Origin of the sequence: Marinomonas sp. ef1 (assembly GCF_002806845.1) — a bacterium.
GTDB lineage: Bacteria > Pseudomonadota > Gammaproteobacteria > Pseudomonadales > Marinomonadaceae > Marinomonas > Marinomonas polaris.
This window is the reverse complement of record NZ_NHTT01000006.1, coordinates 18,308-34,248: the sequence shown is the minus strand read 5'-3', so window position 1 is coordinate 34,248 and position 15,941 is coordinate 18,308. Positions and strand designations below refer to the sequence as shown.

Here is a 15,941-nt window from a genome sequence, read left to right as displayed (position 1 = left end):
GCCTTCCAGTTTTTTGCTAATGAGTAACGTCTACATGCGCCGTTATATCCCATCGTCAACCGCGTTAAAATGTTTCGAGGCCTCGGTAAGGCATCTAAGTTTTACCAAGGCGGCGGAAGAGCTACATCTTACCCAAAGTGCCGTTAGTCGGCAGATTCGTAATCTAGAAGAATTCTTGTCGCGAGATTTATTTATTCGTCTCAATAAACGCTTGGTATTAACCGGAACGGGGGCGGCTTATTACAAAGAAGTGGTACCGTTACTTGATGGCATGGAAAACGCCTGTTTACGCATGCTGCATCGAGAAGATGAAAAAACCACGCTTACCATATCCGCTTTGCCCACCTTGGCCTCTTACTGGTTGATGCCGCTACTTGCTGAATTTCAAACCGCTCACCCACAATTTCAAATTAAAGTACGCTCATTAGATGATGCCGCGAAGATCGATCCTGAAAGCATTGATATAATCTTGCACTATGGCGGTGATCATTGGCCTCGTGCCATTTCTCATCAACTAATGAAAGAAAGTGTGGTTGCGGTTTGTTCTCCAACATTATTGGCTCGTATCGGAGACAAAGCAGCGGACGCGTGGACGGTCGAAGATGTGACCGCATTTCCATTTTTGCATTTGTCATCCCGAATTAACGCATGGCCGGATTGGATGGTAGCGCAAGGGTTGGAAAGTGGTTCTTTTGCTGGCGCTTCCTTTGCGCATTTTCATATGTTGCTTGAGGCGGCTAAAAACAGCATGGGCATTGCTATTATGCCAACCATACTGGCGGGGCGCAGTTTACAAAATGGCGAGCTGGTGGCGCCTTTCGGTAAAGCTGTTTCGACACCTCATGAGTATCTTTTGTCTTATCCTGTCGACAAGGCGGATCTTGAACAAGTGGTGATTTTTCGAGATTGGTTATTGGCAAAACGTAATGAGTCATTAGCTTCTTGTTAAACCCTTTTTAGGAAAGTACCAACAAGTAAAATAGTCGTAAAAAGCCCTCTATTAGTGAAATTAATAGTCTGAATAGGAACGCTAGTCTGTAACTAAATTACAAGCCTGTGATAGTATCGAGGCATTATCATGATCAATTTACGGGATAGATTAACATGAACAAAAAAACCACAGCCCTCTTTATCCTTGATGGATGGGGATACAGCGAAACGTCTAAATCCAATGCGATTGCTGCAGCAAACACGCCTAACTGGGACGCACTTTGGAATAATCAGCCTCATACTTTAATTAAAACGTCTGGTCTTGCGGTGGGGTTACCCGAAGGTCAAATGGGTAATTCTGAAGTAGGCCACATGAATTTAGGTGCCGGTCGTGTTGTTTATCAAAACTTTACTCGTATCGGTAAAGCTATTGAAGACGGGTCTTTTTTTGAAAACGAAGCCCTTGTTAATGCGGTTGATAAAGCTGTTAGCGCGGGCAAAGCCGTTCACATTTTAGGTTTGTTGTCTGATGGTGGTGTTCATAGTCATCATGAGCAAATCATGGCGATGTGCGAATTAGCGGCAAAACGTGGTGCGAAAGCAGTTTATGTTCATGGCTTTACAGATGGCCGTGATACGCCGCCTCGTTCTGCTAAAACACCAACGGCTGAGTTGGAAGCTAAGCTTGCTGAACTAGGCGTAGGTAAAATCGCTACCTTAACGGGCCGCTATTTTGCAATGGACCGTGATAATCGTTGGGACCGAGTGCAAACCGCTTACGATGCTATTGTTCTAGGTAAAGGCGAGTTCCATGCTGACACCGCTGAAGGCGCTATTCAAGCTGCCTATGATCGTGACGAAAATGACGAATTTGTAAAAGCTACTATCGTTGGTGAGTCTGCTCCAGTACAAGATGGCGATGCGATTATTTTTGCTAACTTCCGTCCTGATCGTGCGCGTCAGTTAACTCGTGCTTTCACCGATGCTGACTTTGATGGTTTCACTCGCGCTGTTTATCCGAAACTGGCGTCTTTTGTTACTTTCACTGAGTTTGCTTCTGACATTAAAGCTGATGTGGCGTTTCCGCCAATTGCTTTAACGAATACTTTAGGTGAAGTGCTAGCGAAGCATGGTAAAAAACAATTACGTATTGCTGAAACCGAAAAATACGCTCACGTAACCTTTTTCTTTAATGGTGGCGAAGAAGCTCTGTTTGATGGCGAAGAGCGTGAGCTAATTCCATCACCAAATGTGGCAACTTACGACTTGAAACCAGAAATGAGCGCGCCAGAAGTGACTGATAAGCTAGTGGAAGTGATCGAAGCGGGTAAATACGACACTATTATCTGTAACTTTGCTAATGGTGACATGGTTGGTCACAGTGGCATTTTTGAAGCAGCAGTTAAAGCAGTTGAAGCGGTTGATGCTTGTCTAGGTCGAATCATTGAAGCCTTGAAAGTGAATGGCGGCCAATGTTTGATTACAGCTGACCATGGTAACGTCGAACAAATGTTAAGTGATGATGGTGCTCAGCCTTTAACGTCTCATACTATTGGGCCTGTGCCTTTGGTTTTGTTCTCTCCGACTCAAGGTTTAGGCATTAAAGAAGGTGCACTGTGTGACCTTGCTCCTACCTTGCTAGACATGATGGGAATGGATAAACCTGCTGAGATGACAGGTGTGAGCTTGCTTACGCGAGCATGAGGCAAGAATGATCTTATTATCCCGCTGTCTTCTCTTAAGTTTGTTTTTGCTGTCCAGCTTTGGCTGGGCGGCAGGTGAACCACAAACTCCGGAGGAGGCCAAACAGCAGATTCAGGCTTTACAGAAAGACCTGCAAAAGCTTAATAGCTGGTTGAAAGATATTAAGTCTGAGCGATCTGATGTGGAAAAGCAGCTTGAAGTCAAAGAGAAAGACATTCAGGAGTTGCTTAAAAAAATTCAGAATATTCAGGAAAGCTTAAAAAAAGGTGAAAAGCAGCTGGGAGAATTGAGAGTACAGCAGCGGACACTTCAATTAAGCATTCAACAACAAAATGAACAAATAGCCGCCCAACTAAGGGCGGTTTATCGTTCCGGCAATGAAGAAAGCATCAAGTTATTATTAAATGGTGACAGCTCCGAAGAAGCTCAGCGTTTGGTGCAGTATAATCGTTATTTTTCCAATGCTAGGCAGTCGCTTATTAATGGTTTTGTGACGGAAGTTAGTGATTTGAATTTGGTTGAAAAAAGTATTCGTAGTCACCGAGCGCAGCAAGCCAAAGAAGAAATCGAATTAAAAGCAGAACGCAGTCGTTTAACTGGGCAACAAGCCGATCGACGTAATTTATTAGCTAAATTAGACAGTGATTTGGCCAAGGGTGATAAACGCTCTAAACAATTAGCTCAGGATCAGAAAAATCTACAGGATATGTTAAAACGTCTTGAAGAGGCGCTTGCTGACATACAGATTCCAGATCAAGATGTACCTTTTTCATCGCAGCGCGGTAAGTTGGTTCGTCCGTTAAAAACGCTCACCGAATTATCGTCTAATGGCAGCATAAATTTAGGTGGTGTTACATTACGTGCCAAAGAAGGCGAACCTGTGCATGCTATATTCTCTGGTCGAGTGGTGTTTTCTGACTGGATGCGTGGTTTTGGATTTTTACTTATTTTAGACCATGGTGATGGTTACATGTCATTATACGGTTACAACCAAAGTCTACTTAAAGAAGTTGGTGAATGGGTGGGGGCAAACGATACAGTTGCCATGGTTGGCAGCACAGGTGGTCGTCCTGATCCAGCGTTGTTTTTTGCAATTAGGCATAATGGTACGCCATTAAAACCACTTTCTTGGGTGAACGCTGGGTAATTTATTTTACAAACTTAGTCTGCAGCCAGTAAAAAAGTCATAGGAAGAAACATGATCAATATTTTGCGTCAACGAATCCCCTTTTTATTTATGGTGTTATTGGTTCAGCCTGCTTTTTCTGCACAGCTTCATGCCGATACTAAAGAACAGTCTAAGTTACCTACCGCTGAAATTCAGTCTTTTGTTGAAACCTTTGAGACCATTCGGGAAGGTTATGTTGAGGTGATGTCTGATCAAGACATTCTTCATAAAGCATTGAAAGGTATGGTATCGGGTCTTGATCCGCATTCTGAATATTTTACCAAAGAAGAATTAGTCGATTTTAACGAGCTTACTTCTGGAAATTATGCCGGTATTGGCGTTGAAGTTGAGATGAAAGATAAACGTCTTACGATCGTAACGCCTGTTGATGGTTCTGCTGCAGCAGAAGCAGGGATTTTACCTGGTGATGTGATTGTTAAAATTGATAATACCTTGATTACAGATTTAGGTATGAAAGATATTGTGACACTGATGCGTGGTGAAATTGGCTCTACTGTGACACTCGATATCGAGCGGGGTGGCGAGCTAAAGCATTATGAGTTAACGCGCCGTTTAGTAGAAGACGCAAGTGTTACTGATAAATGGTTAGGTGATGGAATTGCGTATTTTCGCATTAGTCAGTTCCAAGGCGATAGTGCGTTAGAATTTTACCAAGCCATTGATAAGCTGAATAAAGAAGGTAAAATTCAAGGGGTCGTTTTAGACCTTCGTAATAATCCCGGTGGCGTTTTACAAAGTGCTGTTGGGGTAGTGGATGCCTTTATAGATAAAGGCATGATTGTTTATACAAATGGTCGTCATGAATTGTCTAAAACCCAGTTTACCGCGACAGAGAAAAACACCAAATTTGGTAATGTACCTGTTGTAGTGTTGGTTAATGAAGGTTCGGCATCGGCCTCAGAGATTGTTGCTGGTGCTTTGCAAGATCATCAGCGTGCAGTGATTTTAGGTGCAGAAACCTTTGGTAAAGGCTCTGTTCAAACGGTCGTTCCTCTGTCTAATGGTGATGCCGTCAAGTTAACAACCGCCTTATATTACACGCCCAATGGCCGTTCTATCCAAGCTCAAGGTATTACACCTGATCTGGTGGTACCTCAGGCGACTTTGACTTTTGAAAAGGGACAGTTTTTTGTCAAAGAGGCAGAGTTAAAAGGACATTTAGGCAATGGAACGGGTGGTGAAGAGCGTACCAGCGCAGATGTAAAATCTGATATTGGCGAGTTAGCAAAAACGGATTTTCAGCTATTTCAAGCGGTTACTATTCTGAAAACGCTACCTAAGCTAGCACAGAAATAGTAAAAATTTTTGATGAACATATATTTTGGTAAAAGCTCGCTTGTTTGATTTTAAGAAATTCGTAGTGTTTGTATTTTGTCTGCACGCCCTTCTAGGGTGTGCAGATGAATTAAGTCGTACTCTTGATCGTTCAGAAGATGTTGTCATAAGTAATGTTGAGATAGCTGTTCTTGAGGATGATCAAGTTACAGAGAAAGATAACGAGACTTTTTTTGAAGAGCCCGTAGTCCTCCCAGTGCATTTGGGGCCTCTTTTAGCACCGCAAAAAAAAGAAGCTACAAATGCATCCAGCTATTCAATAGGGTCCTATTTTCCTGTTTTGTCTGATGATGCTGTAGCTTCTGATAGCGCTGTATCAGCCAGTTCCTCACAATCCCAACCCCTGTTGGAAACAGCTGAACCATGGTCTCCTGCGATTGTGCCTTTTCTAGATGCTCCTATTGATCGCGAGTCTAAGTATGTCAACCCCCTGACTAAACCAGAACAGTCTCATGAATCTTCTAAAAAAGAGGTAGTTCCAGCTAAAAAATTAGCGGTTGATTCACACCCTAAAATGCCAAGAATCGCTATTTTGATCGATGATCTAGGTTATAACCGTCAGGGCATGGATTCCTCTTTAATGTTACCTACCGAAGTTGCATTGGCGATTTTACCTAGTACGCCTTTTGCTACTCAGACAGCACTAACTGCGCAGAAACAAAAACGTATTACCCTATTACATGCGCCGATGGAAAATCAACGTGAGTTGAAGCTTGGTCCAGGTGGATTGTATGCCAAGATGACTGAACATGAATTAAAAGCGACATTGAGCAAAGACTTAGATGGTTTGCCAGGCATACAAGGTGTAAACAATCATATGGGTAGTTTGCTAACGACTAAAGCTGACTCGATGAAATGGGTAATGGAAACGCTTAAAGGGCGTTCACTCTTTTTTATAGACAGTCTTACTAGTCCCAAAAGTGTGGCCAAAAAAACAGCTCAAGAATACGGCTTAGATACTGTCAGCCGAGATGTATTTTTGGATAATATTCGCACCGAACAAGCGATAGATAAGCAGTTTTCTCGTTTGTTAAAGCTGGCAAGACAGCATGGAAGTGCTTTGGCTATTGGGCATCCTTATCCAGAAACTATGGCTTATCTTAAAAAGCGTCTTAATCATTTGGAGCAGGATGGCGTTCGCTTAGTTCGTCTTTCGGACCTGTTAACTACTTCCCCTTCAGTGCTTACTCCTAGCGAGCAATAAAGTAGAAAGCTCTGGTTTTTAACAAAACCGGAGCTTTTTGATAAAAAAACCGATTTTTTAATAATTCATTTTTTGGTTTTTTGTACTAAATTATAAAGTACTTACCACCATTCGTAATGGCTTTAATATGTCCATTATGCTCACTGATATCCATCTTCCAATATTTTGCTCCTGCTTAGTGCAGAGATCTTTCTTTATCAGTACAAAAAACTACATAAATAAAAATTTATAGTGATTAATTTTGCTATTTTTTGGGAATATAGAATTTCAACTAAGCTAATTACATTATTTATACGCACTACTATTGACCAAAGTTTAGTCTGATATTAATGTGTAGCATTATAAAGGTGCACAATTTTTGAATAATTGCTGTGAAAGTTCCATTATTAATGCCTTTTCTTTAGGGTTTAATTGTTGGAACGCTTCTTGCTTTTGAATAATAACGATAAAACACAAAACGAGTAGAGGCTTTTCTTATGTCAAATGCGGTTGTTAGAAAAACATTAATTTCTCTTGCTATTGCTAGTGCTGCGACACTTGCGCAAGCAGATGTGGTCATCGGTGTTGCAGGTCCCCACACTGGGGCTTATGCGGCTTTCGGTGAGCAATTATGGAAAGGGGCTGAAAAAGCAGCTGCAGACATTAATGCTGCAGGTGGTGTTAATGGCGAAATGATTAAACTAGTAAAAGCGGATGATGCTTGTGAACCAAAACAAGCTGTATCTGTAGCTAACCGTTTAGTGGATTCTGATGGTGCTCTTGCTGTCGTTGGTCACTTCTGTTCATCTTCTTCTATTCCTGCTTCAAAAATCTACGAAGAAGCTGGTGTTATCATGGTAACGCCTGCATCAACAAACCCAACACTTACCGATCAAGGTTTGCCAAACGTTTTCCGCGTATGTGGTCGTGATGATCAGCAAGGCGATGTGGCAGCAAGCTATATTGTGGATAAATTAAAAGCAAAACGTGTTGCTGTTATTCATGATAAAGACACTTATGGTAAAGGTCTTGCTGATGCCATGAAGTCAACTCTTAACTCTTATGGAGTTAAAGAAGTAATGTACGAAGGTTTGACTCGTGGCGAGAAAGATTTTAACGCCTTGATTACAAAAATTCGTTCTGTAGATGCTGATGTTGTGTATTTCGGTGGTCTTCACTCTGAAGCTGGTCCACTTGTTCGTCAGTTGCGTGAACAAGGTTCTAAAGCAATCTTCATCTCAGGTGACGGTATCGTATCTGATGAGTTTGTTTCTGTTGCCGGTTCTCCTAAATATGTAGATGGTGTACTGATGACATTTGGTGCGCCACCAACGTCTTACCCATCTGGTAAAAAAGTCATCCAAGAGTTCCGCGACGGTGGTTATGAGCCAGAAGGTTACACTCTGTACTCTTACACTGCGATGCAAGTTGCTGTTGCAGCGTTGGCTAATAACAATTTAGATCCTATAAAAGGCGCTAAATGGTTGAAGACTCATTCTGTTGATACGGTAATGGGTAAGAAAGATTTCGATGATAAGGGTGACTTGACTGTTTCTGACTACGTTATGTATGAGTGGGATGCTCAAGGTAAATATCACGTAGTAGAATAATTTTCTTTTACTTCTAACATTTCTGTAATAACCGACACATATTTACCAGCCAAGGATTGTGCTGGTAAATATGTTCTCTCTACTAAAAAAATTCCCACGAGGTCTTACGATGGATATCGTTCTCCAGCAGCTGGTAAACGGTCTTACCCTTGGTTCTGTTTATGGACTCATTGCGATCGGTTACACCATGGTGTATGGCATTATCGGCATGATTAACTTCGCTCATGGCGACGTTTACATGGTGTCAGCTTATATCACCGCTATTGCTCTAGCTCTTTTAACTTTTTTCGGTATCGAATCTTTTCCTATTATTCTTGTCGGCACGCTGTTTCTTACTGTTGCCGTCACTGGCGCATATGGGTGGGTTATTGAACGTATCGCATATCGTCCATTGCGAAGCTCTAGTCGTTTGTCTGTATTGATTTCTGCAATTGGTATGTCACTGATTTTGCAAAACTATGTACAGCTTAGTCAGGGTGCTAACCAACAAGGTGTGCCGACTCTTTTAACCGGTGCATTGCGTTTCCACGTAGGTGATGGATTTGTGCAGATCACTTATATGAAATTGTTAATTTTGTTTATTTCCATTTTAGGCATGGGTGTACTTACCTATGTTATCCAAAAAACAAAACTGGGTCGTATGTGTCGAGCGACTCAGCAAGACCGAAAAATGGCCTCTATTTTGGGCATAGATACTGACAAAGTTATCTCAACCGTTTTCGTTATTGGTGCCGTGATGGCGGCATTAGCTGGTGTGTTGGTTACCCTAGATTACGGTGCATTTGATTTTTATGTTGGTTTTATTATTGGTATTAAAGCCTTTACCGCGGCAGTGTTGGGTGGTATTGGGTCTTTACCTGGAGCCATGTTAGGTGGGCTAATTCTTGGATTGTCCGAGGCTTTGTTTGCTGGGTTAATTAGTTCTGATTACAAAGATGTATTTTCATTCTCTTTGTTAGTTCTCATTTTGATTATTCGCCCAAGTGGCCTTCTCGGCAAACCTGAAGTGGAGAAAGTATAAATGAGCCAAGCTGTAGGAATAAATTTTAAGAAAAGTAGTATTGATGCCCTTATTGCCGGTTTTATGGCTCTTGTTCTATTCGGACCAATTGTCGGTGTTGTACTAGATGGTTATGGTTTTAATACGGAATTTGTACGAGTGGCTTGGATGGTCGCTGCTGTTGCTGTTGGTCGTTTTATTATGTCTAGCTTTTTTCAAACAGAAAAAGGCATCGCAATGGCGTTTCGTTATGCTAATAACGATGAAGGTGTAGAAGTTCTTAAACCTGGGCATAAATCTAAAATGGTATGGATTATTCCATTGGTGATAGTAATTGGTCTTTTAGTGCCTTTTATCGCATCAAAATACGTCCTTACTGTTGTTATTCTTGGTTTGATATACGTATTACTAGGTCTTGGTCTTAATATTGTTGTCGGCTTGGCTGGCTTGTTAGATTTGGGTTTTGTTGGTTTCTATGCCATCGGGGCTTATGGTCTAGCATTGGGTTATGAAAACCTTGGGCTTGGCTTCTGGTCAATGTTGCCTATTGCAGCACTAATGGCTGCGGTTGCAGGTGCCATTTTAGGCTTCCCTGTGTTGCGAATGCACGGTGACTATTTGGCGATTGTTACGCTAGGTTTTGGGGAAATAATTCGTCTTATTCTGACTAACTGGGCGTCTTTTACTCACGGACCAAACGGTGTTTCAGCACCATTGCCAACATTCTTTGGATTGGAGTTTAAGCGTCGATCCAGTGATGGGCAAACCTTCCACGAGTTTTTCAATATTCCTTATGATTCCGCTTACAAATACATGTTTATTTATATCGTGTTGTTCGCGGTTGTTTGGGCTGTGCTTTTTATCAAACATCGTTTGGTAAAAATGCCAATTGGTCGTGCCTGGGAAGCGCTTCGTGAAGATGAAATAGCTTGTCGCTCATTAGGTTTAAACCATGTATTGGTGAAACTTTCTGCCTTTATGTTAGGTGCATCAACTGGTGGCTTAGCAGGCGTGTTTTTTGCAACCTACCAAGGCTTCGTAAATCCATCTTCGTTTACTTTCTTCGAATCGGCTTTGATTTTGGCTATCGTGGTGCTGGGTGGTATGGGTTCTACATTAGGTGTCGTAATTGCCGCTTTCTGTTTGACTGTATTGCCTGAAGTGTTAAGGGAGTTCGCAGAATATCGTGTATTGATGTTTGGTATTTTGATGGTAGTGATGATGATTTGGAAACCTCGAGGTATTGTTCGTGTTACTCGAACAGGTTTTGCTGCGAGAAAAGGGGTGGTTAAATGAACCAAGAAAATATTTTAGCTGTTGAAAACTTGGTGATGCACTTTGGTGGTATTAAAGCGCTGAATGATGTGACCTTTGATATTAAACGCGGTTCTGTTTCGGCTCTGATTGGGCCAAACGGGGCAGGTAAAACCACAGTGTTTAACTGCCTAACGGGTTTCTATAAAGCGACTGGAGGCAAGATTCTTTTGTCGGCTGGCGGCAAAGAGACCAGCATTATTAAAGTACTTGGCGAACCTTTCCAAGTGACAGACTTTATTTCTCCATTCGCTTTTTTTGCTCGTCTTAAGTACAAAATGTTTGGCGGATCACACCTTGTAAACCGTGCTGGTTTATCTCGAACATTTCAGAATATTCGTTTATTCAAAGAAATGTCGGTGGTTGAGAACTTACTGGTTGCTCAGCATATGCGCGTTAACCGTAGCTTGATTGCTGGTATTTTGAATACAAAAGCCTATAGAAAGGCCGAAGAAGAAGCTTTAGAACGCGTATTTTATTGGTTGGGTGTTGTGGATCTTGTGGATTCAGCTAACCGCTTGGCTGGGGAGCTTTCTTATGGTCAGCAGCGTCGTTTAGAAATTGCCCGTGCTATGTGTACCAATCCTGAGATCGTTTGCCTGGATGAACCTGCAGCAGGTTTGAACCCGTCTGAAACCGAAGCCTTGACCAAGATGATTCGTGTGTTGCGTGATGAGCACAATACGACAGTGTTATTGATCGAGCACGATATGGGGATGGTTATGGATATCTCTGATTACATCGTTGTGTTGGATCACGGTGAAGTTATAGCAAAAGGTGGTCCAGATGACATTAAGAGTAATCCTAAGGTTATTGCGGCTTACCTTGGTGCAGAAGAAGGTGAGGAGGTAACGCTATGACTACATTGATGGAATTTAAAGACGTAGACGTTCATTACGGCCCCATTCAAGCTTTGAAAAAAGTCTCTTTGACGGTAACGGAAGGTGAAATTGTTACCTTAATCGGAGCAAATGGCGCAGGTAAATCTACCTTGTTGATGTCTATTTTTGGGCAGCCGCGTATTTCTTCTGGTGAGATTATTTATCGAGGCGAAGATATTTCGCAAAAATCGGCTCACTATGTGGCATCGCATGGCTTGGCTCAATCGCCAGAAGGTCGCCGTATCTTTCCTAGTATGTCAGTAGAAGAGAATTTGCTGATGGGGACGATTCCAATCGGTATGGATCATGCTGAAGAAGACATGCAGCATATGTTTGAGTTATTCCCTCGGCTGTTGGAGCGTCGTAATCAGCGTGCTTCAACTATGTCTGGTGGTGAACAGCAAATGTTGGCTATTGCGCGTGCCTTGATGAGTCGCCCAAAATTGCTTTTGTTGGATGAGCCTAGTCTAGGTTTGGCGCCAATTATCGTTAAGCAAATCTTTCAGATCTTGAAAGATGTGGCAAGTACGGGGATGACAATCTTCTTGGTAGAGCAGAATGCCAATCATGCGCTGAAACTGGCTAACCGTGGCTATGTAATGGTGAATGGTGAGATACGTATGACTGGAACAGGTGCTGAGTTATTAGTTAACCCAGAAGTGCGTGAAGCCTATCTAGGCGGTCACTAGAAGCAATATTTAACTACAGGCGCTTGGTTATAAGCGCAGATAAATCAAAGCGGCGTTTCATTTATACAAAAATGAATCGCCGTTTTTTTATTGCTGTGGATAAAAAAGACGCTTTTGCACAGGAAGTTCGCTTAACGTCGTAGTTTAAACTGTCTTTGAGCTATTTTTCGTAGGCTCTGATGGATAGAAAGGTTTTATTGAATAAAAAAGTTTAAGCTCTAAATAGCGTGTCAGTCAAAATGTCTCGAACTTGTGAGGGTTGCGAGGCGTCACCTAATGATGCGTTAAAAATAGCATCAATTTTATCACCAAAATATCTATTCACTTCTTCTGCACTCATGGCGGGTTCTAGTCCCGCAGGGTTTGCGGATGTAGAAACAATTACCCCTTGAAAGGCTGCACATAGTCGTTGTACGGGTTGATGTTGTGAGAGACGTATCGCCACGCTTTGGTGTTCGCCTCTCACCCAGCTTGGAGCGATAGCTGTATCAGGAACAACCCAAGAGGTTGGTGTCTCGTTTAGGCTTATCAGGCGCTGTGCTGCTTTAGGATCTAATGTAGCGAGCCAAGGGGATAATTCCTCTTGTGCACCCGCCACTAGAATAAGTCCTTTTGATTCTGGACGGGATTTAAGCGTTAAAATACGTCTTACTGCAGATTCATTAAAGGGGTCGCAGCCTAAACCCCAAACCGCTTCAGTTGGATAGGCGACAATGCCACCTTGTCGGATGATATCGGCAAGTTCTTCAACGGATGTTACAAGATGCATATAAATAAGCTTATAAAAATGTATGGAAAAACGCAGAGGATCGGATTGTAGCGGGATTTTTTAAATGGAGCCAGCAGGTATACCTTTCAATTAATGATCTAAACGTTTTGTCTTGATCGCAAGAAAGGCGTTCCTGCTAGTGAGTCTATAAATAGACTGTTATTACTCTGTTATTGCATAGAATCAATTTTTTCTTTGATCTCATTGATCTTGCTATTTACTACTTTTTCTAAGTGCTCTAGCTCTTTGATCAAATCAGCTTTTGTCGCTTTACTTTCGTGTTGTTTGCCGACGATTTGTTCTAGCTCTTCCATTGCTCGTAAAACGATCAGGGAAGGTTCTTGAACTTGACGGTATGTTTGTTGGCCACCATCCGCTAATACGGTTTTGGTTGAGCGACCAAACTTGAATTTTTTACTTTTAGGAAGCAATGAGCCTTTTTCGCGACGGTAATAAATTTTTAGTACGTCGTGTCCACCTTCGTAACGCAAAGTGAATTTTTCAATGTCCTGTATGCTGGTGATACCCATGGACTGGAGTGTTGGATACATAACTAGTTTCCCGTTTATTAATGACCAATTAGTTGTCTTTAATTAGTAGGGGATTGTGTCCGTAAAAGCAAGTCAAAAATGGTAGAAAGCTGAGATAATGCAGGCAAATTACATATAGTTTTGCCTGCATTCATTTTCTTACTCTTGGTTAGTTTTAATCTTCATCTTGCTCGGCGTGATCAATATTCAACTCTTTAATTTTACGAGTTAAAGTGTTACGTCCCCAGCCTAGTAGTAATGAAGCATCACGACGGCGTCCGCCAGTATGCGCAAGGGCTGTTTCTATCATAATGCGTTCAAACTTTGGCACTGCTTGATCAAGAATGCCTTTCTGACCTGATGCCAATGTGCTGTCCACCCAATTCTTAAGCGCTTCTTCCCATGAGGCAAAAGGTTGTTCGTGAGGAACCGCAGCAAGTAATTCTGGTGGTAAATCTTCCACTAAAACCTCACGGCCTGATGCCATGACAATCAACCAACGACAGGTATTTTCCAGCTGGCGAACGTTACCCGGCCATTCTAGCTGAGTAAGGTAGTTTTCTGTTTCTTTGGTAAGTTGTTTTGGTTCAACAGCGAGCTCATCCGCGGCACGGCTTAAAAAGTGACGAGCGAGTTTTGGAATGTCTTCGCGACGCTCTGCTAACTTAGGCAAATGTATACGTATGACGTTTAGGCGATGGAATAAGTCTTCACGGAACGAGCCTTTTTTGACCAAATTTTCCAAGTTTTGATGTGTGGCAGCAATGATACGAACGTCAACTTTGACTGGAGTATGACCACCAACACGATAAAACTCACCATCTGCTAAAACGCGTAATAAACGAGTTTGTGTTTCAGCTGGCATATCACCAATTTCGTCTAGGAAAAGCGTTCCGCCATTGGCTTGTTCGAAGCGGCCGCGACGTTGAGTGTTTGCACCTGTGAACGCGCCTTTCTCATGGCCAAATAATTCCGACTCGATTAAGTCGTGTGGAATGGCTGCCATGTTTAAAGCGATAAATGGGTTAGCGGCTCTTGGGCTATGAGTATGTAATGCTTGAGCAACCAATTCTTTACCTGTACCAGATTCACCGTTTATTAAGACAGTAATGTTCGAATTTGCGAGGCGACCAATAGCGCGGAAAACTTCCTGCATAGCCGGTGCTTCGCCAATGATTTCTTTATCGACTTGTGGCTCTTCTTCTGCCACTTCCATGTTGTCAGTACTTGGTCTTGCGTTGCGGTGATGCAGCATGGCACGCTTAACAAGACTTACAGCTTCTTCTACATCGAAAGGTTTAGGTAAATATTCAAAAGCACCACCTTGGTAAGACGCGACAGCGCTTTCAAGATCAGAGTGCGCAGTCATAATAATAACAGGTAAATAAGGGTGGTCTTTTTGTAGTTTTTCGAGCAGTTTTAAGCCGTCCATGCCTGGCATACGGATATCACTGATAATGGCACTTGGTTGCTCTTTATCAATCATGTTGACTAGGTTTTCAGCGGAATCAAACAAGCGACATTGGATTCCCTCTTGTTCTAATGTCTTCTCTAGTACCCAGCGAATAGAACGATCGTCGTCAACAATCCATACGGTTTCTTCTGGTGTCATGAGTGTTTCTCCTGGTCTTGGACTGTCGTCTCAATGGGAATTAATATATTAAACTCGGTTTTTTTCGGGTAACTGTTACATTCAATAATGCCGTGGTGCTGATGAATAACGGATTGTGCGATAGACAGTCCTAAGCCTGTTCCATCGGCTCGCCCGCTGACCATGGGGTAAAATAGCGTTTTGAGAATACCTTCAGGTATGCCCGGACCATTATCTATGATGCTGATTTTGCACACTAAGCGATGGCGTTTAGAGCCGATGGTGAATTGACGTAACGCACGGGTCACCATATGAATAGTTTTATGACGATTATCTTCATCATCCATCAGCGCTTGCATGGCATTTCTTGTGACATTCAGTAATGCCTGTATTAACTGAGATTCGTCGCCTATTAAATCTGGAATGCTAGGGTCGTAATCTCGGATTAGTTCAATTTGGTTGTCTGTTTCGACAGAAATAAGTTGTCTAACACGCTCAATTACTTTGTGAATATTGAGCGGTTTGTTTTTAGGCAGTTGTCTTGGGCCTAATAAGCGGTCAACAAGATCACGTAACCGATCGGATTCTTCAATGATGACTTGTGTGTAATCGTTTAGTGCTTCGTCAGTAAAGGCGCGACTAATCAATTGTGCGGCACCACGAATACCACCTAATGGGTTTTTAATTTCATGGGCTAAACCGCGAACCAACTCTTTACTACTTTCATGGTTCGCTATGATTTCATCTTCTTGTGAGATGCGCTTCATTCTGTCACGTGGGTACAGCTCTATAATGAGGCTTTCAGTATCATTCGACGTGCCCATGATGGGTGTGACGGTATAGTCACAAAAAAGTTTTTTGTTATTGCTGCACTCTATTTCCGCTTCGCGTTTAGTAAACGGATGGCCAGACTCTATTGCTGCATGCAAGGCCTGAATACTTTCTTCGTCTTCACGGAATGCGGCGCCAATGTCATTGCCATAAATTCGGCGTCGGCTCACCGCCAACAACATTTCAGCAGCAGGGTTTAGATACTCGATCTCAAGGTTGTCGTTCAATTGAACAACCGCAGTGGATAAATGGTCGATTAATAAGCTATACACAGACAGTGCCTCTCTATTGACTCCTGCTTTTATGGTTTCCTTTAATAATAGTTGCAAAAAGCGAACCAACATTGGGCAGTTCGAAATGGCTTATTTATTAAGGTCTTTGTATT

14 protein-coding genes are annotated in these 15,941 nt (G+C 42.3%); 10 read left to right on the top strand and 4 right to left on the bottom strand.

The genetic code is table 11. The annotated features are described in order from the left end of the window. Positions 1–34 precede the first annotated feature (34 nt). From CCS02_RS09625 to CCS02_RS09580, 10 genes are all read left to right on the top strand, one after another. A complete protein-coding gene (locus CCS02_RS09625) occupies positions 35–949 on the top strand; it encodes a LysR substrate-binding domain-containing protein (protein WP_072838936.1) in 915 nt (304 codons plus the stop codon). 155 nt (positions 950–1,104) lie between these two features. Then, positions 1,105–2,634 carry a 2,3-bisphosphoglycerate-independent phosphoglycerate mutase gene (gene gpmI / locus CCS02_RS09620; RefSeq protein ID WP_100636419.1) on the top strand — a complete coding sequence of 510 codons (1,530 nt, stop codon included), beginning with the start codon at positions 1,105–1,107 and terminating at the stop codon, positions 2,632–2,634. Positions 2,635–2,641: 7 nt separating this feature from the next. Next, entirely contained in the window at positions 2,642–3,781 is a 1,140-nt protein-coding gene (locus CCS02_RS09615) for a murein hydrolase activator EnvC family protein (RefSeq protein WP_100186614.1), read from the top strand. Between the two features lie 51 nt (positions 3,782–3,832). Continuing rightward, positions 3,833–5,119, top strand: a complete 1,287-nt coding sequence (locus tag CCS02_RS09610; protein ID WP_100636418.1) for a S41 family peptidase — start codon at positions 3,833–3,835, stop codon at positions 5,117–5,119. Between the two features lie 64 nt (positions 5,120–5,183). Next, the gene (locus CCS02_RS22340; RefSeq protein ID WP_232617091.1) at positions 5,184–6,362 is read left to right on the top strand and encodes a divergent polysaccharide deacetylase family protein; all 1,179 of its coding nucleotides are present in this window, start codon (positions 5,184–5,186) and stop codon (positions 6,360–6,362) included. A 476-nt stretch (positions 6,363–6,838) separates the two neighbouring features. After that, positions 6,839–7,951: a branched-chain amino acid ABC transporter substrate-binding protein gene (locus CCS02_RS09600; RefSeq protein WP_072838940.1), complete on the top strand. Its 1,113-nt coding sequence runs from the start codon at positions 6,839–6,841 to the stop codon at positions 7,949–7,951. 109 nt (positions 7,952–8,060) lie between these two features. Continuing rightward, positions 8,061–8,972 carry an ABC transporter permease subunit gene (locus CCS02_RS09595; RefSeq protein ID WP_072838941.1) on the top strand — a complete coding sequence of 304 codons (912 nt, stop codon included), beginning with the start codon at positions 8,061–8,063 and terminating at the stop codon, positions 8,970–8,972. Continuing rightward, the gene (gene livM, locus CCS02_RS09590; RefSeq protein ID WP_100636417.1) at positions 8,973–10,247 is read left to right on the top strand and encodes a high-affinity branched-chain amino acid ABC transporter permease LivM; all 1,275 of its coding nucleotides are present in this window, start codon (positions 8,973–8,975) and stop codon (positions 10,245–10,247) included. Continuing rightward, positions 10,244–11,125, top strand: coding sequence for an ABC transporter ATP-binding protein (locus CCS02_RS09585; protein WP_011978559.1), 882 nt, complete (start codon positions 10,244–10,246; stop codon positions 11,123–11,125). Before livM ends, CCS02_RS09585 begins: the two co-directional genes overlap by 4 nt. Continuing rightward, positions 11,122–11,835, top strand: a complete 714-nt coding sequence (locus CCS02_RS09580) for an ABC transporter ATP-binding protein (RefSeq protein ID WP_072838944.1) — start codon at positions 11,122–11,124, stop codon at positions 11,833–11,835. Before CCS02_RS09585 ends, CCS02_RS09580 begins: the two co-directional genes overlap by 4 nt. A 211-nt stretch (positions 11,836–12,046) precedes the next feature. Here the strand turns inward: CCS02_RS09580 and CCS02_RS09575 are convergent, their stop codons facing one another. From CCS02_RS09575 to glnL, 4 genes are all read right to left on the bottom strand, one after another. After that, positions 12,047–12,604: an L-threonylcarbamoyladenylate synthase gene (locus CCS02_RS09575; RefSeq protein WP_100636416.1), complete on the bottom strand. Its 558-nt coding sequence runs from the start codon at positions 12,602–12,604 to the stop codon at positions 12,047–12,049. Between the two features lie 170 nt (positions 12,605–12,774). After that, positions 12,775–13,155 (bottom strand): DUF3461 family protein, encoded by a 381-nt coding sequence (locus tag CCS02_RS09570; protein ID WP_072838946.1) that lies wholly within the window; start codon positions 13,153–13,155, stop codon positions 12,775–12,777. Between the two features lie 154 nt (positions 13,156–13,309). After that, complete coding sequence (ntrC, locus tag CCS02_RS09565) at positions 13,310–14,746, bottom strand: nitrogen regulation protein NR(I) (RefSeq protein WP_100186617.1); 1,437 nt, start codon at positions 14,744–14,746, stop codon at positions 13,310–13,312. Next, positions 14,743–15,828, bottom strand: coding sequence for a nitrogen regulation protein NR(II) (gene glnL, locus CCS02_RS09560; RefSeq protein ID WP_084122251.1), 1,086 nt, complete (start codon positions 15,826–15,828; stop codon positions 14,743–14,745). The genes ntrC and glnL overlap by 4 nt, the downstream gene beginning before the upstream one ends. Between the last annotated feature and the right edge of the window lie 113 nt (positions 15,829–15,941).

Excerpts from the sequence above, each read along its gene's own strand:
- CCS02_RS09625 (WP_072838936.1), top strand. The coding sequence starts at position 35 with ATGCGCCGTTATATCCCATCGTCAACCGCGTTAAAATGTTTCGAGGCC.
- gpmI (WP_100636419.1), top strand. The coding sequence starts at position 1,105 with ATGAACAAAAAAACCACAGCCCTCTTTATCCTTGATGGATGGGGATAC.
- CCS02_RS09615 (WP_100186614.1), top strand. The coding sequence starts at position 2,642 with ATGATCTTATTATCCCGCTGTCTTCTCTTAAGTTTGTTTTTGCTGTCC.
- CCS02_RS09610 (WP_100636418.1), top strand. The coding sequence starts at position 3,833 with ATGATCAATATTTTGCGTCAACGAATCCCCTTTTTATTTATGGTGTTA.
- CCS02_RS09600 (WP_072838940.1), top strand. The coding sequence starts at position 6,839 with ATGTCAAATGCGGTTGTTAGAAAAACATTAATTTCTCTTGCTATTGCT.
- CCS02_RS09595 (WP_072838941.1), top strand. The coding sequence starts at position 8,061 with ATGGATATCGTTCTCCAGCAGCTGGTAAACGGTCTTACCCTTGGTTCT.
- livM (WP_100636417.1), top strand. The coding sequence starts at position 8,973 with ATGAGCCAAGCTGTAGGAATAAATTTTAAGAAAAGTAGTATTGATGCC.
- CCS02_RS09585 (WP_011978559.1), top strand. The coding sequence starts at position 10,244 with ATGAACCAAGAAAATATTTTAGCTGTTGAAAACTTGGTGATGCACTTT.
- CCS02_RS09580 (WP_072838944.1), top strand. The coding sequence starts at position 11,122 with ATGACTACATTGATGGAATTTAAAGACGTAGACGTTCATTACGGCCCC.
- CCS02_RS09575 (WP_100636416.1), bottom strand. The coding sequence starts at position 12,604 with ATGCATCTTGTAACATCCGTTGAAGAACTTGCCGATATCATCCGACAA.
- CCS02_RS09570 (WP_072838946.1), bottom strand. The coding sequence starts at position 13,155 with ATGTATCCAACACTCCAGTCCATGGGTATCACCAGCATACAGGACATT.
- ntrC (WP_100186617.1), bottom strand. The coding sequence starts at position 14,746 with ATGACACCAGAAGAAACCGTATGGATTGTTGACGACGATCGTTCTATT.